Origin of the sequence: Bradyrhizobium sp. IC4059, from assembly GCF_020193615.1 — a bacterium.
In the GTDB taxonomy this organism is placed as follows: Bacteria; Pseudomonadota; Alphaproteobacteria; order Rhizobiales; family Xanthobacteraceae; genus Bradyrhizobium; species Bradyrhizobium yuanmingense.
Genome location: NZ_JADYVH010000008.1, coordinates 111,783 through 133,972, shown reverse-complemented (window position 1 = coordinate 133,972; position 22,190 = coordinate 111,783). Strand labels below are relative to the sequence as shown.

The 22,190-nt window shown below is 57.3% G+C and carries 23 protein-coding genes and 1 pseudogene; 16 read left to right on the top strand and 8 right to left on the bottom strand.

The genetic code is table 11. From position 1 onward, the window contains the following. Positions 1 to 334: 334 nt before the first annotated feature. The 3 genes from I6F12_RS24765 to I6F12_RS24755 all read left to right on the top strand — a co-directional run bounded on the left by I6F12_RS24765 (position 335) and on the right by I6F12_RS24755 (position 2,938). Positions 335 to 1,861, top strand: coding sequence for a nucleotidyltransferase domain-containing protein (locus tag I6F12_RS24765; protein WP_225157451.1), 1,527 nt, complete (start codon positions 335 to 337; stop codon positions 1,859 to 1,861). Positions 1,862 to 2,039: 178 nt separating this feature from the next. Next, on the top strand, positions 2,040 to 2,504 hold the full coding sequence (locus tag I6F12_RS24760; protein WP_225157450.1) for a hypothetical protein: 465 nt from the start codon (positions 2,040 to 2,042) through the stop codon (positions 2,502 to 2,504). Between the two features lie 140 nt (positions 2,505 to 2,644). Then, a complete protein-coding gene (locus I6F12_RS24755) occupies positions 2,645 to 2,938 on the top strand; it encodes a hypothetical protein (RefSeq protein WP_225157449.1) in 294 nt (97 codons plus the stop codon). Here I6F12_RS24755 and I6F12_RS24750 read toward each other — a convergent pair. Then, positions 2,925 to 3,698, bottom strand: a complete 774-nt coding sequence (locus I6F12_RS24750) for a hypothetical protein (RefSeq protein WP_225157448.1) — start codon at positions 3,696 to 3,698, stop codon at positions 2,925 to 2,927. The two genes, I6F12_RS24755 and I6F12_RS24750, sit on opposite strands and share 14 nt — an antisense overlap. 321 nt (positions 3,699 to 4,019) lie before the next feature. Between I6F12_RS24750 and I6F12_RS24745 the strand changes: the two genes are divergently transcribed. After that, positions 4,020 to 4,313, top strand: coding sequence for a hypothetical protein (locus I6F12_RS24745; RefSeq protein WP_225157447.1), 294 nt, complete (start codon positions 4,020 to 4,022; stop codon positions 4,311 to 4,313). Here the strand turns inward: I6F12_RS24745 and I6F12_RS24740 are convergent. The 3 genes from I6F12_RS24740 to I6F12_RS37365 are packed head-to-tail and all read right to left on the bottom strand — an operon-like array spanning position 4,300 to position 5,827. Continuing rightward, complete coding sequence (locus tag I6F12_RS24740) at positions 4,300 to 4,512, bottom strand: hypothetical protein (RefSeq protein WP_225157446.1); 213 nt, start codon at positions 4,510 to 4,512, stop codon at positions 4,300 to 4,302. The two genes, I6F12_RS24745 and I6F12_RS24740, sit on opposite strands and share 14 nt — an antisense overlap. Positions 4,513 to 4,536: 24 nt before the next feature. Then, a complete protein-coding gene (locus tag I6F12_RS24735; protein WP_275970518.1) occupies positions 4,537 to 5,346 on the bottom strand; it encodes a type IV secretory system conjugative DNA transfer family protein in 810 nt (269 codons plus the stop codon). Beyond that, a complete protein-coding gene (locus I6F12_RS37365) occupies positions 5,339 to 5,827 on the bottom strand; it encodes a type IV secretory system conjugative DNA transfer family protein (protein ID WP_275970516.1) in 489 nt (162 codons plus the stop codon). The genes I6F12_RS24735 and I6F12_RS37365 overlap by 8 nt, the downstream gene beginning before the upstream one ends. A 553-nt stretch (positions 5,828 to 6,380) precedes the next feature. On the opposite strand from I6F12_RS37365, the gene I6F12_RS24730 reads away from it, so the two are divergent. The 4 genes from I6F12_RS24730 (at position 6,381) to I6F12_RS24715 (ending at position 11,434) form a co-directional block, all read left to right on the top strand. Then, the gene (locus tag I6F12_RS24730) at positions 6,381 to 9,629 is read left to right on the top strand and encodes a hypothetical protein (protein WP_225157445.1); all 3,249 of its coding nucleotides are present in this window, start codon (positions 6,381 to 6,383) and stop codon (positions 9,627 to 9,629) included. A gap of 70 nt (positions 9,630 to 9,699) precedes the next feature. Further along, positions 9,700 to 9,846, top strand: a complete 147-nt coding sequence (locus I6F12_RS24725) for a hypothetical protein (protein ID WP_225157444.1) — start codon at positions 9,700 to 9,702, stop codon at positions 9,844 to 9,846. A 336-nt stretch (positions 9,847 to 10,182) separates the two neighbouring features. Next, positions 10,183 to 10,683 (top strand): hypothetical protein, encoded by a 501-nt coding sequence (locus I6F12_RS24720; protein ID WP_225157443.1) that lies wholly within the window; start codon positions 10,183 to 10,185, stop codon positions 10,681 to 10,683. A 112-nt stretch (positions 10,684 to 10,795) separates the two neighbouring features. Next, complete coding sequence (locus I6F12_RS24715; RefSeq protein WP_225157442.1) at positions 10,796 to 11,434, top strand: hypothetical protein; 639 nt, start codon at positions 10,796 to 10,798, stop codon at positions 11,432 to 11,434. 600 nt (positions 11,435 to 12,034) lie between these two features. On the opposite strand, the gene I6F12_RS24710 is transcribed toward I6F12_RS24715, so the two are convergent. Then, positions 12,035 to 13,234, bottom strand: a complete 1,200-nt coding sequence (locus I6F12_RS24710) for an IS256 family transposase (RefSeq protein WP_225157441.1) — start codon at positions 13,232 to 13,234, stop codon at positions 12,035 to 12,037. Positions 13,235 to 13,673: 439 nt separating this feature from the next. On the opposite strand from I6F12_RS24710, the gene I6F12_RS24705 reads away from it, so the two are divergent. Both I6F12_RS24705 and I6F12_RS24700 read left to right on the top strand, forming a co-directional pair. Beyond that, entirely contained in the window at positions 13,674 to 14,267 is a 594-nt protein-coding gene (locus I6F12_RS24705) for a DUF6088 family protein (protein ID WP_225157440.1), read from the top strand. Beyond that, positions 14,257 to 14,943: pseudogene (locus tag I6F12_RS24700) on the top strand (nucleotidyl transferase AbiEii/AbiGii toxin family protein). The gene I6F12_RS24705 and the pseudogene I6F12_RS24700 overlap by 11 nt, the downstream one beginning before the upstream one ends. Positions 14,944 to 15,251: 308 nt before the next feature. Here the strand turns inward: I6F12_RS24700 and I6F12_RS24695 are convergent. Continuing rightward, positions 15,252 to 15,638, bottom strand: a complete 387-nt coding sequence (locus I6F12_RS24695) for a hypothetical protein (protein WP_225157439.1) — start codon at positions 15,636 to 15,638, stop codon at positions 15,252 to 15,254. 44 nt (positions 15,639 to 15,682) lie between these two features. Between I6F12_RS24695 and I6F12_RS24690 the strand changes: the two genes are divergently transcribed. Then, the gene (locus tag I6F12_RS24690) at positions 15,683 to 15,940 is read left to right on the top strand and encodes a hypothetical protein (RefSeq protein ID WP_225157438.1); all 258 of its coding nucleotides are present in this window, start codon (positions 15,683 to 15,685) and stop codon (positions 15,938 to 15,940) included. Positions 15,941 to 16,669: 729 nt separating this feature from the next. Here the strand turns inward: I6F12_RS24690 and I6F12_RS24685 are convergent. Both I6F12_RS24685 and I6F12_RS24680 read right to left on the bottom strand, forming a co-directional pair. Further along, positions 16,670 to 16,849 carry a hypothetical protein gene (locus I6F12_RS24685; RefSeq protein WP_225157437.1) on the bottom strand — a complete coding sequence of 60 codons (180 nt, stop codon included), beginning with the start codon at positions 16,847 to 16,849 and terminating at the stop codon, positions 16,670 to 16,672. A 144-nt stretch (positions 16,850 to 16,993) separates the two neighbouring features. Continuing rightward, positions 16,994 to 17,341, bottom strand: coding sequence for a DUF4011 domain-containing protein (locus tag I6F12_RS24680; protein WP_225157436.1), 348 nt, complete (start codon positions 17,339 to 17,341; stop codon positions 16,994 to 16,996). 445 nt (positions 17,342 to 17,786) lie between these two features. Here I6F12_RS24680 and I6F12_RS24675 point away from each other — a divergent pair, with 445 nt between their 5' ends. From I6F12_RS24675 to I6F12_RS24660, 5 genes are all read left to right on the top strand, one after another. Beyond that, on the top strand, positions 17,787 to 18,059 hold the full coding sequence (locus I6F12_RS24675) for a hypothetical protein (protein WP_225157435.1): 273 nt from the start codon (positions 17,787 to 17,789) through the stop codon (positions 18,057 to 18,059). Positions 18,060 to 18,156: 97 nt separating this feature from the next. After that, positions 18,157 to 18,729 (top strand): hypothetical protein, encoded by a 573-nt coding sequence (locus I6F12_RS24670; RefSeq protein ID WP_225157434.1) that lies wholly within the window; start codon positions 18,157 to 18,159, stop codon positions 18,727 to 18,729. A gap of 514 nt (positions 18,730 to 19,243) precedes the next feature. After that, positions 19,244 to 19,375: a hypothetical protein gene (locus I6F12_RS37360; protein ID WP_275970512.1), complete on the top strand. Its 132-nt coding sequence runs from the start codon at positions 19,244 to 19,246 to the stop codon at positions 19,373 to 19,375. A gap of 162 nt (positions 19,376 to 19,537) precedes the next feature. After that, the gene (locus I6F12_RS24665) at positions 19,538 to 19,720 is read left to right on the top strand and encodes a hypothetical protein (RefSeq protein WP_225157433.1); all 183 of its coding nucleotides are present in this window, start codon (positions 19,538 to 19,540) and stop codon (positions 19,718 to 19,720) included. Positions 19,721 to 20,968: 1,248 nt separating this feature from the next. Continuing rightward, on the top strand, positions 20,969 to 22,189 hold the full coding sequence (locus I6F12_RS24660) for a hypothetical protein (protein ID WP_225157432.1): 1,221 nt from the start codon (positions 20,969 to 20,971) through the stop codon (positions 22,187 to 22,189). The last annotated feature ends 1 nt before the right edge of the window (position 22,190 follow it).

Here is a 22,190-nt window from a genome sequence, read left to right as displayed (position 1 = left end):
TTGATTTTTTTGGTAGGCCTGAAGTCAATTTCATTCGTGTTGCAACGCAAAACGTTCCCAAGGTCTACGTCTTGCACATGCGTTAATGGTGCTCGGTACCTCATCGCATACGGCTGAATGAAATCACTGTAGCCAATTGCGGTGCGATCGTATGTCCCTCTTCCTTGCCTGTCCAAAACGATATGAACGAGATCTCTCGACCGAGTTGAGCCGGTCGTTTCGGATGGATCGTCGAATCAAGTGTTTCTCTGCACGGTGGGAATTTGACGCTTCTGCCGCGTCGCGTTAATGCTGCTCGTCCGCATTCTATAGGCCGCAATTAATCCCGTACGTCATGACGAACACAGCTCTGATTGCTGACCTCAAGAAACGCCTTGTCGCCTGGAGCGAGGGCGTCGTCAAAGACATTGACTCCGCCGGAGTGTTCTTATTCGGGAGCCTCGTCTACCGGGGCGGGGCGCAGTTTGGCGCGGGCAGCGACGTTGATCTTGTCGTGCTATTTCCCAACAAGCCTATGGACGCGCTCGCGCGGCGCGGTTGGCTCGAAAAGTTACTTGAGCACAAGATCCGTCTCGAAGCCGAGCTAGCTACCGTCTTGACCGAGGCAGATCCGGAAAAACCACTTTGCAGCATCGTCGTGTCGACGTCTCATGAGGTCATGGGAGACATTCACAAGGACGGCGCGCGAGGCTTTTTCAAGGAGAATGCCTATCTGAGTCTTTTGGATGGCAAGGAGTTTAAAGGCCTACCGGGCGCTGGCACGCGCGAAATCAAGGATCGCCTTGCAATCGAAGGACTACGGTTCACCCAAAAGAAGCGTAACACCTTTCTGGCCGTCAACGCCAAGGGAGAGGGCGGGATTAAGCCTTACGCCGGTGACGACCCCGCGCCGAAAGATATCATGCGCCATGCCGCCATGGCGGCACACTCTGATGATCGCCATGCCGACCCCGGCGCAGAATACGACACTCAAGAAGGCTTGGACTTCTTGACCCACGAGCTGTATCGCCGTCGAGGAGATGCCCCCGCTTACCGCGATCTGCATCATTGGCTTTCGGTGCGGCGTGGAGCGCGCGGCGATGTCGGGCCCCTCAAAGCGAATGACCACCTGCTCTTCGCTGAAATAATCGCCGATGCCGCGTGTGCTCGCCTGAACAAATCGGATGAACGGCTTCCCTCGTTGCGAGAGCACAGTACCGTGTGGTTCTCCGGAAGGTTTGCACAAGCCTTCCCCGGCGTGCGTGGCGTTCAATGGTTCAAGGACCCAGAACAGGTTAAAACACGTCTTCTCAAGCTGCTCGAGCCGCCTATCGAGTACGCCGATGCTCAGCCTGTTTGGTGGTTCCGAGGACCAAGCAATCTGCCGATCCGGGCGTTTGAACACCTTCGCGATCGTCTCTACCAGATGGACGAGAACGAGCTTTTGATTCGCCGGATCGCTGCCGTGAAGCCAGGCCCCTATTATTGCGACTTTATGTATGTCGAGCTTGATCCGATGGAGCCGATCGGGATCTATTCGCAGACGGCTGAGCGCATTGTTGAGGAAATGAGTGGTGAGGGACATTTCGGATACTATTGGGAAGAATATGGCTTGGTTGACGGAAAACACGTTATCAACCGATCTCAATATGACGATGGTGTAGCTGAGATTGGTGGTAAAATTGAAGATGTCCGCGGTCGAACGCAGCTCCGCGTGCGGTATGTAACGGCCTACAACTTCATCATTGCGGCCAGTCACTCGTCAATTAACAACGGTGACTTTGACAAATATCTTGAGGAGGTTATGAGCCGCATGTTGCACGGTGAAGATCTCTTGCAAGAGCTTGGCAAGGCTGTCCTGAGGCTGCCCAAACGCCATTAGCGATTGACTTCTCTGAATGCAGCTGAGCCGGCGTTCGGCCTTGCTCGCGAAGCTTATCGAGTGATCGATCGCGAAACATTCGCAATCCTTCCGCATCGATTCCCAATCCTTTCGATCCTCATCGACGTCCGATCTGGCTAGCCTCTATCTCCGATCAATCACCAAAAAGGAGATATCCATGAAAGTCATCACGGTAGGAAAAAGACTGGTCGCCGTCGAACAGGTTGCGTTGGTCGAACCCTTCGATCCCGCAGCCAATCCGGAGAAGGATTTCAAGGCGCGCATCGTTATGCTCAACCGCGATATCGTTCTCACCGAGCAGACGCCACAGGCGTTCGCTGCCGAGCACGAGCTGCATCTCTTCACCGAGGATGGCGTGGCCGTTAACCGGGCGATCGTCTTCAGGGTCAAGACCTTCGAGCCGACGGAAAGCTTCACTCCGTCGAAGCCCTACAAGACACGGCTCAAATGGCGGGATCTCACGGGTGGGGAGCAGAGCAAGCTTATCCTCACCACACCCGAGACCGTCATCGCAGAGCTCCTTGGCGCCAAGGAAGAACTGGCCAAGGCGGCGAAGCAATCTGCACGGCGTCCGGCGAGAGGCCCCAACGGATCGCGCAGGATGGAAGCGTTTCGCAGCTAACATCACAACCATCCTCGAACCGTGCAGATCACCCCCGCCAAGCAATTGGTGGGGTTTTCGCATGCCCCGCGAGACGTCTGACCTTAACGACAGAGCCAAACTATGCAATCTCCCCAATCTTACCGCTGGAGGTCACGGCGATGACTGTGTTTGGAAGTGAAACTGTCCTCAGAAAGGTTGCCAAGGGCATCGTCGAGCTTGGCTATGCGCGAGCCTGGGTTCACAGTGGGTATCTCTCAACCGCGAAAGACGAGCTGCAAGCACTTTGCCCCAACGCTGCGATTGGCTACGTCTTTGCCGGCGATGACCTGTTTGTCGATACCAAGCGCTGGCCCATTGATCCTGGTGCCTGGAACAGCTTTGCAGCAGCGCTAGACAACAATCCAAATCTTACACCCCAAGAACATGGCGTTCCTCCCGTCACAGACGGCTAGTTTGTTGATCTTGGCACCAAGGCGTCCGGCAGGCCATGATTAGGAACGAAGCCCCCTGTCGGACTAATGTCACGGGGAGTTCGTTGAGGTCGCCGACCAGCGGCGCAGGAGGGCGAATACCTAGCGAAAGCTTCAGCCTTCTCCTCCCGAGGCAACGAACGTCTTGATCTCTGCCGTCAGCCGAAACCATTCGCGATGTAGCGAGCGGCTTCGAAGCGCGTGTGAAAATCGCGTTCAAGTGATCGCGTGCCTGGGATCGTCGGGTGAATTGTGGGCTCGCCAGGCGAAGCCGTCCGCAGTGCCTTAGTCTCCGTTCAAGGCAAGAGGTGAACCCAATCTTCACGAATTCCAGATTGTCCGTGCTAACCAGATAGACCACCGATCCGGAGGACTTCTCCGTGCCGCCGTAGATCTCATTGATGATACGCCGGCATTGCCGACGCACATCTTCACCGAAACAATCGATCCGGTCTAGTCGTTCCTTTGAATATCCATACTGCACGCGCGCCGCCACCATTGCCTCATGAGCCACTGACGAATGGGGACTGCTCGCAAGCGTTGCGTACGCCTCGCGCAGAGATTTGACTGTCGACACGACATCATCGATCGAATTGAGGGCGTGTCGCTTCAATTGTTTATGGTCAAACTCCTCGGTGTCGGCACCGTATTCGATATCTTCCGAAAGCTCGCGGTCCATTTCACTCGGGTCGAAATGCTCATAAAGCCATCGACGGGCCGTCTCCTTCTTTGCCTTCGCCAACAACGTCTTTGCCGCTGTCCGTGACATATGACGCAGATCATCGTTGTCGCAGAGAATGATCCAATCCTCTGGCAACGAGTAAGGACGACGAGGCGCTCCAGCGTGTCAGCTAATGCGTGAATCGCTTGCTCTCTTTCGAGCATCATCTGCTCCATGCCTGCGAGGGCGTCGAATCGTATCGAGCAACGGGAAACTCCCACGCGTCACGTCAACGTGGCGCGCGGGCTGCTGGCGAGGCTTGCGAGCGCGGAGCAGTACCAGAAATGGCTGCTTGACAGGCTATTGTATGATACGCTGTTTCGGTTCGCGTCCGAGTGGACAATGACCGACAGCGCCCGGCTGTCAGCTCTGCAGACAGCCTACGCCGACGAAATCGGCGAGAACTGGCCCGAATTGCATATGAAGGACAATGATTCCGCTCAGATGGTCATTTGCGGCATCTGCGGCACCCGGTTCGTCGAGTATGTGACCGCCAACCGGCTTGACGAGAACGACCGCACGCCCGAGGTGCTGATCGCGGATCTGAAGCTCGCGACGGACCAACTGTGGGGCCGCCGGGAAGGCGATGTTCCCGGCGGCCTATTGATCGATCGAATGCCAGTTATTGGGTGCTGATCGCTGCTTCGGCGCGCGCGCGGATCATATCGACATCTTCGTGCTCCAGGCGCAGGGCAGCCGCCGCCGGCATGCCCTGCATCAGCAGCAATTGGCTGAAACGCTCGCGCATGAAGGCGGAGCGCAGCTCGGACGGCTCGATCAGCTTTTCCAGCCGGTCGGCCGCATAGCGCAGCGTCTCCTGATCGCCATTCCGCAAATAGCTGCACTAGGCCCGAATTGCCTAAGAACGTCTCCCAGCCCGTGGAATAGTGACGCTGCAATTGCGTGATGTCTTGCAGCACCACCCCCATAGCTTGACGCCGAAGCCGGGGAAGTACGCCGCGGCTCGTTCCATGAAGTCCATGTGGCCCAATACTGCGAACTCTTCCATCAGGAACAGGATCGGCAGCTGGTCACGAGGATAAGACCCGAAGCTTTCAAGCACCGTGCAGGTCAGTTGCACGATAATCCGCATCCGGCGCGCATGGCGCTCCATGCGTCCGACCGGCAGGCACATGTAGATCGTCGCCGGCCGATCGCTGCGCAATGTCGAGAGCCGGAAATCCGAGCGCCGCTGCGTGGCCCGCAACGGCAGAAGGAGGAAATCCGTATGTGCCGCCGCCGTGCTGAATATCGAACCTCTCTCCTGCTGCGGCGTCTGCTGGAAACTGGTACCGATCGCCGCAGCAATGCCACCGAAGCGACTTCCCATCGTTATCATCCGGTTTAGCAGCGCCTTTATGGCAAGCCCGTTCCGGTCGAAGTGCTGCCGCTTCTCCTCCGGCGATGCCTCGACTAAAGCGCGGTCGGCAGCGGCCTTAACCGCGTGCAACAGCGGCGCATAGGTCAAGCATAGAAGCTCGCGCGCCGTCACCGAATTGCGTTCGCTTTCCGGCAGCGTCAGTGTGCAGAGGATCAGCCCAGCAAGCAGGATGCGCGCACTGTCGTTCCAGTGCTTCGACCGCGCCCCGCCGTCGTCCGGCACCAACGCATTGACGATCGATATGACGTCATCCACAAGGTTGAGGTCGTCCGGATCGAGTTCAGCCATTGAAGCAGGCACTTGGTTCGCCCGATTGGCCGAATGGATTGAGCACATATACGTTGTGCCCCATCGCCCGCCGAAATCGGGCCGTTCGCGCAAGCTCGCCCTTGGGGTCGAGCACCAGCATCGAGCCGGGGGAGAGATAAAGGTTGGGCTCCAGCACCGTCGAGGTCTTGCCCGCACGCGCACCTGCGATGGTCACCATCCGCCTATCGTCGAGATACCCGAGATAGGTGCCGGCCAGCTTGCCGAGAATGATCTGCCCAAATTGAAATTGATAGCTGAGCAACTGTGCCGGCGGCATCCAGAACGTCATGCGCTCGCAGTCCCGGTCGAGCCGAGAGAGCAGCACCCCGCGCGGTAAAGCCTTTCCATACAGCTCGGCACTTCGCGCATCAAAGCCCGACAGCGACGGGTATCTGCCAAGCTGCGCCTCACTAAGCCTGGTCCGGTACTTCTGACGTTCGCTCTTGAACCAATCCATCATCCGTTGCCTCCTTTGCCTGGAAGGCTTGCGATAGGGTACGTGAGCGGCGTCGCGGGTGGAATGTTCGGCAACGCCCCGATTGTTACGAGGGATTCCGAAGCGGTGACCGCAGCCAGAAGACTTGCAAAGCTTTGCGGGTGAGCGCAGGCGAACGGTACGGCAAGCCAAATGACGGACGATGCCGGCACCGAACGGCTTATGGAAGAGAGCGAAGCCGAGGAACTTGCGCTGAAATCCGAATTCCAGCGCAGGCTGGCAGGCTTACGCTGAGAGCCGGGCGCGGCGCGAACTTTGCGAATGGCTTAGAGTGGCGATGAAGGCTCTGAAGGAGCGGCAAGCAACCCGGCGTCACGCGGAATTGGAGCTCCGCCGCAGTAGGATCGGACTCCGGTATGCCAAATTGCGGCACAGTTCAGGACCCACGATCTAACGGCGGATAGTGTCATGTTCGGAGCGGCGGACTCGTTTGAGCCGTCAATAATCAATCCGTGCAAAACAATGAAGACTCGCGCATTTTCCGCCCCCGGCATGCGGGTTCTGTTAATGTTCTGGAATGAGCGACGAATCGTCCCCACCAGCAAATTCAAACCCCTCTGGCAAACTCACGCCGTCGGGCTTCATGAGAAAGCTTCGGCCTGAGTATTACTCCGATACCGAGGATCGGGCGTCCTACGTCCTCGACAAGCCGGCGCTTGAATATCATCTCGATACGATCACCAAGCGCAATCAGACGCACGACTTCGAAATTTTCTGCCGCAAGCTTTGCGAGCGCACGATCTGCCCGCACTTGCGCCCTCAGACCGGGCCCGAAGGCGGGGGCGATAGCAAAGCAGACACCGAAACCTATCCTGTCACGAAGGGTGTCGCGGCACTTACTTATGTGGGGCAGCCGCGGGAGGGGAGTGAAAGATGGGCCTTCGCATTTAGCGCCAAGGAGAGATGGGCTCAAAAGGTCCGCAGCGATGTCGAGGGCCTCGTTAAGACAGGCCGCGGTTATGACCGGATCATCTGCATCACCAGCAGATTCGCGAAAGCCAAAGACCGGGCCCGACTTGAAGATGAACTAACCAAGCAATACAGCATTCCGGTCACCATCCATGATCGATCCTGGATTGTCACGGAGATCATCGAAAAGGATCGCAAGGATCTCGCATTCAACTATCTCGGGATCGGCCAGCAAAAGGATGATCCCCTGCGCCTCGGTCCTACGGACTATTCGCGGGCACGGCAATTGGCCGAGACCGAGAAGTTGCTCGATGATCCCGAAGCTTTCGAAGGCATGGAACGGCAGCGCGTCACCGAAGCCCTGATCGCCGCCAAACTCTCACGTAACCTCGAGCGTCCACGAACCGAGACGGACGGCCGCTTCTTGCGTGCTATTCGACTGGCGGAGGCCGACGGCTCCTATCGCCAGAAGCTTGAAGCCAAATATGAGCAGATCTGGACAGCCTTCTGGTGGTTCGACGACGTTGGGTTGGTCAACGGCGCCTATACGGAATTCGAGAAGCTTGCGTTGTGTGCAACACATTCCAAGAACCTTGAGTTTCTCTGCAACCTCAACCAGCTCCTGGTTAATTCTATCGGTTACAATCACCTCTCGCGCCAAGAATGCAAATACGATGAGCGTACCGCCCGCTTGAGGCAGGCGCTTGAACCAATCGCGGCCGATCGAAATCAACCCAACAATCGTTTGGAAGCTGTCACCTCCCTGCTGATCCTTCGCCTCAACGACGCGCTGCTCGAGCAGCAGCCCGAGCGCTTTTCGGGCGTGTGGCGAGACTACGCTTCTGTTCTGGACGAGGCGAGGGGGCTGGGCGAGTTCGATGCCGGTCGCCTCGAAAGGATGATCGAGCTCGGCGGCAATATCGCAGGTAATGATCCAGCTTATACCAGCCTGATCGAGAAGCTCGCGGCGTTCGTATCGGAACGCACCGGCGAAGCCGAAGGGGCTCTTATTCTTCTCAAGCGAGCTCAAAAGCTCGACTTGTCCGACAACCTCGAAATGATCAGGCTGCTGGGAAAAGCCGCGATCGGTCTCACCAAAAAGGAATATGCAGAGAGCCTAACAGATGCTGTGCAACGCTTGATGCTTGCATACAGGAGTGCCGGTCTCTTGTGGGCCGCTCGGTCCAGTGGAATTTTCGCTGCCGCGACGCTTGCCATCGAGGGGGAGGAAAATAGCCAGCCGCCCGTTGGTATCATTCCCACCTTGAAGATCTGGGCGTGGATTGCGCTTGCCATGCGGCATATGCCCGACCTGCTCCACGCCATTCAAGTTCTAAACGGTGCCCGGGAAGTCCTGCCCCTCGAGGAGGAGTCGAAGGCGAAGGTCAAGGAAGACCTATGTGAACTTGATGTGGCATTGGGCAGTATTCTCCTGAATTTAGGGGAGAATGACGTGCGAAAGCTGAGTAGCTTGCCAGATGTCCTGGAAGGATTGGGGCTCTTCACAGCGAGAACCGCGCTCCTCTATGCCCTCGGGTATGAGGATTTGCTGCGTGCCGATGGTAGCCTTCCCCAGTCCGAAAGTGACGAGGATGTGAGCCGGTTTTTGTCAATACTTGCAAGCCAGCCGATAGCCGAGCAAACCCGCGGTCCGTTGATTTTGAGTATCGAAGGAGAGCGACAGACGTTTGAGACCCGAATTCTTGGGATGACGATCGACATCGAGTTCGACGGGACCGATCAACTGATCAATGTCGCCGCAATTGTGCTCGGATCGCTGGAAGCGTTCTTCTCGACATCGCTCGAACAGCGCATCATGCCTCATGCCGAGCGCTTTCAGATTAAACTGAAGGCAGGCGCTGGATTGTCGGAGCCCCAATTTGAGATCGATAACATCGACATGTCCGGTGAGATCGTCTGGCCGATCGGGCTTCCCCCCGCGAATTTCGACCGTCACGCTGATATTCAGCAGTTCCTCGCTCTCGTATCTGGCCAAGTTCTCGTCACGACATGCATGTTCGACAATCCCAAGAAGTTGCTCGACGAGATCTTTGAAGATGAGGCTGTGCAGCAGCGTATGGCGCTTATTGCCGCCAGCACCAACAGCTACCGCAGGCTTATGTCACAGGACGTAGCGAGGCTGTCCGATTGGAACGAATTTGTTCACAAGAACTATGAGCTGCGGCCGAAGCGGCCGGTCTTGCAGCGCCTCGAATTCGAGACGAAGCCGTCCGCGGCTGGCGAAGAAGAGGACAGTTCGAAGGAGCCGAAGAGCCACCGGAATCGCACCATTCGGTCCGTTATCGATCTGCATGCCTGGAACAGCGCTCGATGGAAGGGTGTAGCCTTTGCAGATTTAGGGCCCGTAAGGGCTCCGGCTATGGCCTTCATGTTCGAAAATAGAGAGGCCGCAACTAAGATCTTCGAACGCTGGCGCGCCCGCTTTGGTGAAAGAGACGTTGAGGAAGAAATTTACTTGACGATTATACGGCAATTGCCGGAGCAAAGCCCGAACCACTATCTAGTCTTCATTGCATCCAAACAGCCTGATCTGAGTGCTTATCAGTCCGGCCAGGGGCTGGCGATCGCGTCAAGATCCATGACTATGGAGCCAAACGACAGCGTCAATATCGACCGTTTTCTTACAGGGTATCATCGCTGCGGTACTTACGTTCTCATGCCCGCTATCTTGCAGGCAGGTCAACCGCCCGAGTTGCTGCTCAAGTTGGGGATCATAAAGAGAGCGATCAACGTGAAACTGGCCGCCCACATAAATCCTGAAGATATCGAGAGTCTGGCCCTTCGACAGCGAGGCATGATGGAGCCATTGGAGCAAGACTCGGACTTCGATGCGTGATTCTAGATGATGACCAGATTCGGACGCTTGTCGCCCGCCCGGGAGAAGCCCTCAGCGTCGAGATCAAGCAGTGGATCGATCCGTCCAGCCGGCTGGTATCGCCAAGATCGTGAAGGCGGCATTTGCGCTACGCAATCGAAACGGCGGGTTCCTGGTCGTTGGCTTTGACGACAAGACCCTGCTACCTGACGCCGCTAACGCACCCACCGATATCTGACTTCCACCCAGACATTATTCAGGGCTTAGTCTCGCGTTAGCGAATGAGCCGTTCGAGGTTCAAGTCACCTTTGTTGAGCATGAAAGCGGTACCTATCCGGTCATCGCCATTCCTCCGGGGTGCGCGTCCCCGTCGTCGTCAAGAACCCCTTAGCAAACGGCTTAGGCAACAAGCTGTTGGTCGCTAGCGAGGTCTATTTTCGTACGCTGCATGCCAACGGAACGCCGAGCACCGCGCCTGCTCGCCCCCATGATTGGCGGGACATTCTCGACATCTGTTTTGACAATCGTGAGGCGGACATCGGCAGGTTTCTCCGCCGGCAGTTGGCGGGCCAGGATGCATCGGCTGGTTGCCGCATTTCAAGGTGACGCTCACCCGGGCGATGCTCAGCGAAAACGCTGCGCCGCTCTTCTTGAGCAAGGACAAGAGCGCTTCATGGGAACACAAAAAGACCGCGGGCTCAGCATTGTGGAGCAAGCCCTTCTCAATCGGCTGAGCTGGGAGATCGCCCTCGCAATAGATCCGCCGCGTACAGGAGCGCTGCCCGACAAGGACTTTCTTGCGACCTTTGCGGCAAGCAATCCAAAATACACGGGCTGGCCTATCTGGCTTGATGCTCGGACCATGACGGATGAACGATCGCGGCCGGTCGGTCGGGGAGGAGCCTGGGAAGCGCTCATCGTCGCACTAAGCGATGACACCTCTAATCGCCTGGAATTCTCCAGGGTCGATCCAAAAGGTGAATTCTATCTCAGGCGACTGTTGCAAGATGATGCTATGCCCCAGCGGATCAAGCCGGGCACTCGCTTCGATCCGGTGCTCATGATCTATCGATAACCGAAGCCATCGCGGTCGGCATTGCGGCCGCTAAACGTGCAAAGCTAGACAACCGCATCTTGTGGGCAAACGCCGAATTGCTTGTTCAAATAGAGCGGACTATCTTTTTCGGATGACGAAAGAAGCAGTCGAACTAGCTCTGAATCAGTCTTGGACAACGTTGCTTCTGGTCGCGAGCGGATATGCAGCGTACTACGTAGCGAACGTCGGAATTCGAGACCACCATAAACCTGCCGATATCACATTCGCGACTTTGGTCTTTGCGTTTGTCTCGGCGTTCGCTTTTTACTTTTGTAAGTGGACACTCGGACTGTCGTTGGTCGCAACGTCCGGGATCACATTCATTTTCGGAATGTTGGCCGGTGCGATCTGGCGGAGATTTGTCCGGCCTCACTTCGAGTACGCCTTGCGCAGCATTAGTCACTCGGACGATTTACCAAGTGCTTGGACGGCGCTATTTGGCGAGCGGCGCGTAGCAACTCAGCTAAGCGTCCAATTGAAGGACGGCACTTGGTTAATGTGCGCCGACCTAAGCGAATTTCGAAGCAGTCCCAACGGCCCCTGTGTGTTAGGCGCCAAGGGCGACATCTTGATGTATGTGACTGACAAGATGACCGACAAGCAAAGCAAGCGGGGCGTGGGCTTCGTTTCAGAGCCTCATCCGATTGATGCTGATCCAATGTGGGGACACGAAATTACCTATATCCCCGCAGATCAAATCGCGAAGGTCACTCTGCGGTATCGGCTTTGAGGCGTATTATTTTTTGGGCTTCGGAGGCGGCGAACTTGGGGCGGAGGAATCGGTAGTCGGAACGTAATTTCCATCAACGCCGTGGCCCGGCTGCGGAGTGGGCGCCGTTGCAGGCCGATAATTCTTAGTAGCGTCGGGCTTATAGTTTTGATTGCTATGCTGTTTCGACCAATCCCGTTCCTGCGACATCTGAACGCCCTCCCTTTGAGCAGTGTCGGAAGTAGATAAGTTTCGCCACGACGGGTTGCAAGCTTGCCGGCGAGCAGGAGAATGAACCGAACAGTCATGTGCCAATCATGTCACACGGACTCGTTGGCAACGTCTCGCAACCGATGACGGAACGGACGGTAACGCTTGTAAACACTAGGCTTTTCGCCGACCGCATTTGTAACGGCCCGCGGCACACGAATTCACGCTAGTCTAAGCCATTGAAATGATTGGAGCGGGTGAAGAGCCCCGAGGGGAGCGGGTGAGGTGCACCAATCCGATCTATTACGCCATATAAATCAATGCCATGAGAGTTCCGAGAGATCGTGTCCCGTGGCGTGGTGTAACTCGCGGTGGGACACCGCGTTCGCCGGCGTGGCCGGACAGGTTACGTCAGCTGGCGATAGCCGGAAAGCTGACGGTTGGATCATCACTCAAAGGCGCGATGGTTTCCAGCGTCATATAGCGTGCGCGCTGGACGGCCCACTCATCGTTTTGCTCGAGCAGGATCGCGCCGACGAGGCGGACGATGGCGTCCTCGTTGGGGAAGATGCCGATGACCTCGGTCCGCCGTTTGATCTCGCCGTTGAGGCGCTCGATTGGGTTGGTCGAGTGCAGCTTGGTCCGATGCTGGGGCGGGAATGTCATGTAGGCGAGCACATCAGGCTCCGCTTCGTCGAGGAAGCCGGCAAGCTTTGGCAGCTTAGGGCGGAGTTGGTCGGCGACCTTTCGCCACTGCGCTCGTGCGGTCTCGGCATCGTCCTGTGCAAACGCGGTGGCGATGAAGGCCGAGACGACACGCCGTCCGCTTTTGCCGGCATGGGCCAGCGCATTGCGCATGAAGTGGACGCGGCAGCGTTGCCAGCTGGCGTTGAGCACCTTGCTGACGGTCGCCTTGATGCCCTCGTGGGCGTCGGAGACGACCAGCTTGACGCCCCGCAGGCCGCGGCGCGCAAGCTTGCGCAGGAACGCCGTCCAGAACGTCTCGGCTTCGGAGGGACCAATATCCATGCCGAGCACTTCGCGCCGACCGTCGCTGTTGACGCCGACCGCGACAATCACCGCAACCGAGACGATGCGCCCCTGCTGGCGCACCTTCACGTAGGTAGCGTCGATCCACAGGTAGGGCCAATCGCCCTCGATCGGACGGGCGAGGAATGCCTTCACCTTGTCGTCGATCTCGGCACACAGCCGGCTCACCTGGCTCTTGGAGATGCCGCTCATGCCCATCGCCTGCACCAGATCGTCGACCGAGCGGGTCGAGACGCCCTGCACATAGGCTTCCTGCACCACGGCGGTGAGCGCCTTCTCGGCCATCCGGCGCGGCTCCAGGAAACCCGGGAAGTAGGAGCCTTTGCGCAGCTTGGGGATGCGTAGCTCGACCGTGCCGGCGCGGGTCTCCCAACTCCGGTCGCGGTAGCCGTTGCGCTGGGCCAGACGCTCGGCGCTCTTCTCGCCGTAGGCCGCTCCGGTCTGGCTTTCGACTTCCAACTCCATCAGCCGCTGGGCGGCAAAGCCGATCATCTCGCGCAACAGATCGGCATCGGGGGTCTTCTCCACGAGCGTGCGGAGGTTCATCATCTCATCGGTCATCGGTGGTTCTTTGCCGCTCTTGGCGGACAGATACCAATTCAGCGCTCGTGCAATATCGGTAGGATTACCGTATTGTCGCGACGGGGCGGCGGATGCGGCAGGAGCAAATAGAGAGCGGCTTGTCGCTGAGCGCCGGTGTCGATGTCTGTTTTCCCGAGAGCTGGAGATCTTCTCTGGCGGGCAAACGAAACGTCGGCAGAGCTTCATTCTGCGTGGATGGGGATTCTCGGTTTTCTCCGGCTCGCGACAAACGCGAAAGTAGTGAGTTCCGGGGGCGGGGGGATGGCCGAGCTCTTTGAGGGGGCTTGTCCGTAAAAAAAGCGTAACAAGTTGGCCCTTTTTTGCTAAGTGGCTGCATTTGCTTTGGGACTTTTTATAGATCCATCCACTTGGAGGCTGTCAGAAGTTCTCCTATGTTTCTGACACTGGAGCGTGAGCCATGACCCACCTGAGCACCCGGATTCTGGAAGCAATCAAAGAATTGCCCGAAGGCGCACCGATCGCTGCCAAGGCGCTTTTGCATCTTGGAAAGCGTGCTGCCGTCGATCAGGCTCTTTCGCGTCTTGCCGAGCGAGGAAGACTTCTGCGCGCGAGACGAGGGATCTATTTGCGTCCAGTTGAAAGCCGTTTCGGAGTTAGAGCTCCATCAGTCGAGAAAGTCGTCGAGGAAACCAAGGTTCGCAGCGGCGAAACCATCGTTTCCAGCGGCGCGGCGGCGGCCAATCATCTTGGTTTGACGACGCAAGTACCTGTTCGCCAGGTTTATCTGACCTCTGGCCCTTCGCGCAGGCTCCGCCTTGGTAAGCAAGTCGTGGAGCTCAAGCATGCACCGCGTTGGCAGCTTGCCTTGGCGAACCGACGCACCGGTGAGGTAGTGCGTGCGCTTGCCTGGGTGGGCCCAGAGACGGCAGAACGAGCATTGAGGTCCGTCAGTCAGAAATTGACCCCGACCGAAGTGAAGGAGCTGAAGTCTGCTGCTTCTTCCTTTCCGACTTGGCTTGCCAAGCTGGTAAGCGAAGTCCGTGTCGGATAGATTTCTAAAGCTGTGTGACGCCGAGCTCCAAGAGGCGCTCGGCGTTGCTGCGTCCAACTCAGGTCGTCCGGCACATCTTCTCGAAAAGGATGTCTGGGTCGTCTTGTGCCTGAACGCGCTCTTTTCCTCGCCTTTAGGCGAACATCTCGTCTTCAAAGGCGGAACTTCGCTATCAAAAGCTTACGGTGCGAGCCGAGCGAACTCCATGATGTGGTATGCGACGCAGCGGAATACCTCGAGACCCTCGAGTTTCCCACCGCCAAGCCAAAAATCATGAAGGCAGAGCGGACTTTATGGGAAAAGGCCACGGCGATCCACGTCTTTTGCGTCCAAGGCAAACTGAAAGGCGAACGCTTCGCCCGCCATTGGTACGACATTGCAAGGCTTTGCGAAGATTGCCGAGGCGGCGTTGAAGGACAAAAAGCTTGCCGAGATCGTCGCAGAACACAAGACGTGGTTCTTTTTTGAAAAGGATCCTAAGGGGGCGGTCATCGACTATCATGCAGCCGTCAAAGGATCTTTGAAGCTTGTCCCCGAAGGACAATCGCGAACGGTCTTGGAGCAAGACTACAAGCGCATGATCGACGACGGGCTTATGCTCGATGAGCCCGAAACATTGTATAAGTTGATGACGAGGTGCCTGGATCTCGAGAATAGAGCGAACAAACCTTCCTGAAACGGGCTAGGCCGACAGCCGTGCGGAGCCGAGCTGCTTGCTCAGGCAGCTATCAAGTGCCAAATGGTCAAACAAACCGAGCAGGTGGCATTAGCTCGGGCCGCCACGGCTGCTTCGAAGCGCGTACCTTTCGATGCTACGAGGCGTCTTACCGTGGTTGAAAAGCCTCCGCTCCTCATTGCCTCGACACTCGCTCGGGCGAGCCCCTAATCGTCGGGCTTCAGAAGGGCAACTTCCACAGGAAGTAGAGAAGCGCAGCTATGGCCCCCCAGAAAAGTATGCCGCGGAAGATGAAAGCGAGCGCCATGTTAATCGCCGTCTTGCCCAAACCGCCGCGCCATGGCAATTCCATCGATCGCGTCTGCCAGCCCTTCTAAGAAAACCCGATACCACGAATCATCATCGGGAAGCTCCCACTCTCGTAGGCTGCCAACGTAACGGGTGAGAGCAATAACGCCCGCGATCGTGGTTGGCGTTGAACGGATGAGCACATTCGCGTGCTTCGCGAGAGCATGGTCCCTTTGACTGCTGATTTTGTCGGCTGCATCAAACTCGGGCCCCTCATTGAGCTTCGCCGATACGGACAAGGCCGCATCGTAATGCGCCGATAGCTCGCGATGACGCTCGATCACTACGAAGATTAAATCCCGATCGGTTGCAGCAGTCGACTGGGTGGAAGTTTCCTGCAATGACAATGTTGGCCCCGAGCAAGTAGCAGGCCTACGTTAGCATCGCAGCCATGAGGATAATCAGCGCAGAGGGCCTTTCATCTGCGGTATTTCTGCTCGATCCGATTGGGCATTCAGACGAGGTCACCGGTTCCTTTGAAGTCGAGAAGTTTCGGGAACGAGGGCGCGCATTGCTCGCACCGGAAAACGGCTCCGCTCCAGCTGTTCCCGGCGTAAAGCTGCATGTTTTGCGCGTATCAAAGGTTGTTATCCCGCATCGGCTGCGCTTGGATACGCTTCCACATTCGAAAGGGGCGGGCGCAATATGAAGTTGATTGCAATAGTTGCCGGTCTGTTGCTGCTCGGCGTGATCGGACAAGCAAACGCACGCGGAGGACATGGAGGGCGCGTCAGCTACGGCGGCGGACATCACAGTACCAGTCATGGCGGCAGCTATTTGGGCGGATCCGGCTCATCACACCGTGGCGGGACTTATGTCAATTCGAGAACTGGCAACCGTTACGGCACTCATCGGTAACGAGCGAAGAGGCAGAACTTGAGGCGCGGCCATTCGATGGACTTTTTACGCATGGGCAACAATGGGAACCGACGTTTCCGCTACGAAGCCATCAGGGTCGCGGAAGGGGCTTTCTAACTGCGCTGTTCTGCTCTGGGGCGTGATCGGCATCCTCTTCAGTGCGGGCACTCTCTTCGGGCGGGCTGGCTCTGTTGGGATCTGCACTTCGGTTTATGTCACCGCCATCCTCATCTGGATTGGCGGCATGGTGCGATTCGGTTTGGGAGCGCTGCTCTCGTACAATGACTTTGATGGCGAGCGGCCCCTGCCGGAAGACGCAGGCTACATTCGGATAACGCGCTAGAACTCTCTAAGGTGAGGCCGCGATGAAAGGCAGCCCTCAGTGTCCGAACGCATGAGAGGCTCAGCCGCGGTTCTTCACGTCGATCCAGCGGTTTTGTCCTGCGTTACAGGATGGGACTTAACGCGGATAAGCGTTTCGTCGAGCGAAATGGCAGACTGCCGTCAAGCAGTTCAAAGCTTATGGAAAACCCCGGAGGGTCTCGAGATCCTTCATCACCGCCTGGACCATGAAGGCCAGATGGAACAGCACGGCTGCTGGCACCAGCTGCCGTTCTTGCGCGCCGACTTCGAGGTCCTTTCCGGGAAGCGCAGTCAATTCGGTGCCGATAGGCTTGGCCAATCGGCTGAAGGCGTCCATCACCGCCTGGACGGACAAGCTTGCATGCGTCAGGAGCTCGTTGGCCGCTTCCTGCCGACGTCTCGCCTCGGCAATTCCGAGTCCTTCGAGAGCGGGATTGACGAGAACATGCTCGATCTCGGTATCGGGATTTCTCTCGCGCCCCTAACCTAGAGTGATATGACCGCGGTTTCCGACCTCCGGATTGACGCGCACCGGCCACAGCAGGACCGGCGCAATCCGCGGTTTCGTGTTCGGCCGATGATCGCGCATGATCAGGAACGGAAATCCCATGAACAGGCCATCGATGCCGGTATCGCGCCTGTAAAGCAACGCATGGGAATGCAAGGAGCGCAACCTTCGTTCAAGCCCGTCGTCATCGGCGAAAGCCGCCGGATCGACGTTCACGGTCCGGTTCGTACGACCAAGCAGTTGGTCGAGAATCTCAGCTGCCGGCACTCTGGACGAATCGAGCTCGGTGAGATCGATCCTGGCCGATTTGCCGATCAGCATGCGCGTCAGCGGCCCGCGCAAAGCCGCCTGAAATCCGCTTGGCGAAGAAGTCCAAGATCGTCGACACATAGCCTTGCTTCGGAAGCGCTCTCCACGTCTCGGCGGGCACACAAAGAAGGGCGAGCGCGCGCCCTAGGGGCATCCGTCTGTCCAGGCGAAACTGATCCGCCCACTCGTCGACTTCCTTGATTCCAGCCGCCATTGGAACCGAGCAGGCCAACGCCCCCGGCGAGCGCGCGGATCGCTCATGAGCACCAGTGAATTGAACCTTTCCTGGCTCAGCAATCACAAATTCATTCCCGATTTACCATCGTCGAATACGATCTGGGCTGTTGCGGGAAAGCTGCAGGCGTCCTACTTACGATTGCCGGACATTCAAAAGTTGCAGCTTCGCCGACGCAGCGACTGTAAGTCGCTGAAAACGCGAAGATTTTCGATTTGAACCATGCGGCTGATCTGGCGTTACCTCCTCAAGTTGCGTTTGACAAGCGGCCAGCGCTCTGTCACTGAAAAACCTGTCAAGTCGAATTCTAGGGAATCGGACATGTCGGCCTCCATGAATAGCGCATCATCGAGCGGTGACCGCTCGCTCGATCGCGACGAATCCCGCTTTAGATTTTTTTCCCCGAACGGCAAAGCCGTCATTCGGATTGATTACGAGCGCTTTCTGACTGTGAAGACTAGCTTCGAGCGCGCCCAAGAGGCTGCGGGCAATTGAGCCTACGGGCTTGCACAGAATTGTATCGCTAACGCTTTTGTTCTTTCAGAACTTCTGGTAGCACGACCGGCCCGCCTTTCGCGGACCGCGAGTCGCTATGATTAGCTTTGAACCGGATACGCTTTATGATTGGCTGTCGGACTATGACAGCTTCGCCTATGCCTTTAAGCGCTACTGCTTTCAGATCACACAGGCGTTGAGCCTCGCCATTGATTTCGACAGCAACACGCTGAAGCTCGTCCATGAAAAATGGTCAGCGGACTGCGAAATCTGGCGGACACAGCATTTCCCTCAGGACACCGAAGCGCTCTCTCATGCGAAGGTTGGAGCGCTCCTTCTCTATAACCTTGCGCTGAACCCCTACATTTCGACAGTTCGGCTTCACGACTTCAATGAAGAGTTGCAATATCGCTTCACGGGCAATGCGGCGCAATTAGAGGCAGCCCGCGCCGATCTGATCGCGGCTCGCGAAGTGGTTCTTGCCTTCGACTTCTGCTTGGCTGTGATTTGTTGGTACGAAGAAAATCGGGTCGACCGTAAAGAGCTGTTCGTGCTTCGTCTCACGCCCGAGCTGCGACACGATATCCTGTCATATCTCGTGTCGCGGCAGACTGATCCGAAGGCAATCTATCTTATCCTCGAATGCCTCTTTATCCGCAGCTCAAATTAAGCTGCTGCAGGCAATGCGGAAATTGGTACTACCGGCCATGTTGCCGGCCGATGGGAGCATGGACCTCGTCTGATCCCAGGCTGATGAGCAGAAAGACAGCGGATCACAGCCACTCTACGCCGATTATCACCGCGGCTGAGTTGCTAGTATCGCCCCGCTATTTGTCTGGGCTCAACACGTCTTCGCATGAAATTTCCACCAGTCGATCGCTGCAGCCGATCGGGATCGGATCTTCGTAGTGATCGATTCGTCATAGCGAGCTGTCGGCGTACTATGATGCGGCCCTGTCGATAGGCGAGGCTCGAGGAGGAAGCCGAATTTAATGCCGCCGACGAAATCAGCGTCCAAAGGAATCAAGTTCTCGTGGAGCATGCGAATGTGCTCATCCGCTCAACGAACCACGATCGCGGGCGTTATTGCTTTGACCCGTTACGTCGGCAGCCTACGTGACTGGGAGATTCCCGACGATGATGCGTGGCATCGAGCTTCTTAGAAGGTCTGGCAGGCGCGATCGATGGAATCACTATGGCGCAGCGGCTTGGGCGAGACGGCGATTAACATGGCGCTCGTCTTTATTGTCCGCGGCATACTTTTCTGGGGAGCCATTGCTGGGCTTCTCTATTTCCTGTGGAAGTTGCCATTCTGAAGCCCGAGGATCACGAAGTCGGCCGAGCCAGTGTCGAGGAAATGAGGAGCGGCGGCTTGTCAACCCCGGTAATCCCCGGTTATCGTGGACCAGCGGCCGCGCTAAAGGCCTTCTCGCTGCCCTTCCGAGTGACCATTTGCCGCCCGGCAAACTAGTTGGCGTATGATGACCGGCCTAAAGCGCAAACAGGAACAGTTCTGCGATCTCTATCCCGGGCAGACGCCGCCCGATAGCGAAGCCGCACTCGATATCGCGATCGCGGAGGCGATGCGCGAACGCTACCATCGGGGGCCCGGGGAACAGCAACCCGAGGACCGGGCGGGCTGGCCAGGATTCAAGCCCTAGGACCGCCGAGAGCAGCCTGTGCCACGGTGAGGGGCTGAGCTGTCGGGGGCTGCGCGCCATGACGGGCCGTTTCCGAAACTCGCTGGTTTCCTTTTGTTCGCGATGCTCTTGATAGCCCAGCTGTTGGGTTTTTAGGCGATATAGCCGGTTCGGCAGAGCTCCGCGCGTGCGGGGCGCCCATGATGTAGGACGCGCCCCTATGGAAACGAACTGGCACCCCGTGAAGCTGGCGAGTCCCCAGCCCAGCGAGCAATCAACAAGCCACGCACAAGAGAAGCATCAGCAAACCGTATGCTGCGGCATTGCTGGGGCTTTGCCGCAGCCGCCACAGAACAGAGCGGCCGGACGCGTCCACCGAGCAACCCCAATCGTCTGGTGTGGGTAAGATCAATGATCGCGGGAAAAATCTTCGAGAAAATACCGCATTTGTGCGGACTCCCTCGGAGCGAAAGTCTATCCGACTTGGTATCTTGTCTTGGAGTGGCCGACATCGAGCTCGCGCGAGAGAGAAGGGGCAGCTCGGTCCTCCAGATTGCGTTCGACTGCGATCTGCTCTTGGAATTAAGGCGTGCAGCAGGGTCCAGCGGACTTCGTCCGGCCGCGATCTCGTTCCGCAGGAGTGCTGGACCGACGACTTGGCAGCCTACGACGGCACGTCAAGAACAGTCTCGAACGTTCAGTTGAGCAGTGGCCGAGACATATCCGACATGTGGCACTGCTGATGTGTGCTGATAGCGCCGGCACGAACGCAGACGAGCCGAGATCACATGTCCCTAGTGGCTGGATAAGCAGGTTGCAGATCGGTGAGCTCGCAGGCGTGAGGTCGCAAAGCTTCAATAAAGTAGCGGATTGCCTGACGCGGTCCGCGCGTCCGCAAGCATTGAAGCCCGCGTCCGGTGGTGACGACCTGCGGTCGACCGATCACGACAGTGAGGTGCGGGCATGCGGCTTTATTGCGTTCTAAGCAAATGAGTGAAGAAAAAATGCGCAAGGTGGCGGATCGAGAGCACAAAACGTCGACATCACAGGTTTGATCCCCGGCATCTAAAATCTCTTGACGATTCAAGAGAATATTCGATAAATCGCGCCGCTACTATAGGTTACGTTCTCAATTTCAGGGCGGTGTCCGATAGGAGATCTCCGGTCAATTTGTTGCAGGCCGCCCGCTATCTACCGCGCAGGCCTTCCGACGAGGGCTCGTACGAATTCTAAAATGCAAGCCTATTTGCTCGCTCAGGACTATCTCCGATGACAGAATGGGAAATTCAGGCGGTGACTGTGCGCGAGCAGCTCTTTACATTGTCGCGCAACCTCCGGTGGATCGCTGTCTTTTCGGTGTTCATTTCAATTTTGCTATACTTGCCAGATCAGATTCAGGAACTCTACCGGATAGCCGCTGACGATATTGGGTGGGTAACGCTCAAGGAGTTCGTCGCCGTGGGCGTGATTGCGCTAACGATCTGGGCGGCCGCTTTTCAGCTTAGCGCCGCAACCCTGCCTCATATCCCGCCCGCTAGGGGATCCGTGGCGTTTTATATCAAAGTTGCACCCATTGTCCTCGGAGCGTTGCCGATCATCGCCGCGACGGCAGGTCAACTCGCCTCGCGGCCGACTGAAAAGATCGGTGAGGTCGAGGAAGTCGGAAGCATCTTCCGCATTCAGGACCAAGCGCTCGCCTTCGAGCGGAACATGCTGCTCGTTCTTGCGCTTGCCATGTTGATCCTGCTCGCCTCGTTTGTCGTATTCGCTTGGCGGATGGGATCAAAAGATCGCTCGGCCGCACTCGCGAACCGGGCGAACATCGCCTATTTCATCCGCTATAGATTTCTCGCGCTCACGATCGGCGGCATCGCCCTGTTGACGACCGGGTTCGTTTTGTTTCCTGACAGGCTTGCACAATTCGTCGGATCGTTCGGCGTAATCGCTCTCTTTGGGATGTGCGTGGCCGGTCTCACCACCCACTTTGCTCTACTGACGATCAGGTTCAATTTTCCTTTTATACCGGTTGTGTTTGGCGGCTTGTTCGTGGTTGCCTCGTTATTCGGAGGCGATGACCACGGGCTGCGCAGCGTGGCCGGAGCAACCGGCCCATCAGAAGAGATGCGCATTTCTGCAGCCGAAGCATTTCGGGATTGGCTTCGGCAAAAACCGCGCCTGGCTGAGGCCGAGAGGCTTGGAGAATATCCGGTATTCATTGTGGCTGCCCAGGGCGGAGGCATCTACGCAGCCAACAATGCGGCGCGCTTTCTTGCCAGGATGCAGGATCTCTGTCCGGCATTTCGGCAGCATCTGTTTGCGATAAGCGGCGTCTCCGGAGGGAGCGTCGGCTCGGCAATCTTTGCAGCTGCGCTTCATGCCGACAATGCGCCACTTGATGTGGTCACTCCCGACGCAAAGACATGCCCGAAGATCGCCGACTTTCTGGCCGGCGTCGGCCGGGCCGAGGACATCGATGCCCTGGGAGGATAGA

Coding starts and splice junctions, on each gene's coding strand:
- I6F12_RS24765 (WP_225157451.1), top strand. CDS start 335: ATGACGAACACAGCTCTGATTGCTGACCTCAAGAAACGCCTTGTCGCC.
- I6F12_RS24760 (WP_225157450.1), top strand. CDS start 2,040: ATGAAAGTCATCACGGTAGGAAAAAGACTGGTCGCCGTCGAACAGGTT.
- I6F12_RS24755 (WP_225157449.1), top strand. CDS start 2,645: ATGACTGTGTTTGGAAGTGAAACTGTCCTCAGAAAGGTTGCCAAGGGC.
- I6F12_RS24745 (WP_225157447.1), top strand. CDS start 4,020: ATGACCGACAGCGCCCGGCTGTCAGCTCTGCAGACAGCCTACGCCGAC.
- I6F12_RS24735 (WP_275970518.1), bottom strand. CDS start 5,346: ATGGCTGAACTCGATCCGGACGACCTCAACCTTGTGGATGACGTCATA.
- I6F12_RS37365 (WP_275970516.1), bottom strand. CDS start 5,827: ATGATGGATTGGTTCAAGAGCGAACGTCAGAAGTACCGGACCAGGCTT.
- I6F12_RS24730 (WP_225157445.1), top strand. CDS start 6,381: ATGAGCGACGAATCGTCCCCACCAGCAAATTCAAACCCCTCTGGCAAA.
- I6F12_RS24720 (WP_225157443.1), top strand. CDS start 10,183: ATGCATCGGCTGGTTGCCGCATTTCAAGGTGACGCTCACCCGGGCGAT.
- I6F12_RS24715 (WP_225157442.1), top strand. CDS start 10,796: ATGACGAAAGAAGCAGTCGAACTAGCTCTGAATCAGTCTTGGACAACG.
- I6F12_RS24710 (WP_225157441.1), bottom strand. CDS start 13,234: ATGACCGATGAGATGATGAACCTCCGCACGCTCGTGGAGAAGACCCCC.
- I6F12_RS24705 (WP_225157440.1), top strand. CDS start 13,674: ATGACCCACCTGAGCACCCGGATTCTGGAAGCAATCAAAGAATTGCCC.
- I6F12_RS24690 (WP_225157438.1), top strand. CDS start 15,683: ATGAGGATAATCAGCGCAGAGGGCCTTTCATCTGCGGTATTTCTGCTC.
- I6F12_RS24685 (WP_225157437.1), bottom strand. CDS start 16,849: ATGGACGCCTTCAGCCGATTGGCCAAGCCTATCGGCACCGAATTGACT.
- I6F12_RS24680 (WP_225157436.1), bottom strand. CDS start 17,341: ATGCTGATCGGCAAATCGGCCAGGATCGATCTCACCGAGCTCGATTCG.
- I6F12_RS24675 (WP_225157435.1), top strand. CDS start 17,787: ATGCGGCTGATCTGGCGTTACCTCCTCAAGTTGCGTTTGACAAGCGGC.
- I6F12_RS24670 (WP_225157434.1), top strand. CDS start 18,157: ATGATTAGCTTTGAACCGGATACGCTTTATGATTGGCTGTCGGACTAT.
- I6F12_RS37360 (WP_275970512.1), top strand. CDS start 19,244: ATGGAATCACTATGGCGCAGCGGCTTGGGCGAGACGGCGATTAACATG.
- I6F12_RS24665 (WP_225157433.1), top strand. CDS start 19,538: ATGATGACCGGCCTAAAGCGCAAACAGGAACAGTTCTGCGATCTCTAT.
- I6F12_RS24660 (WP_225157432.1), top strand. CDS start 20,969: ATGACAGAATGGGAAATTCAGGCGGTGACTGTGCGCGAGCAGCTCTTT.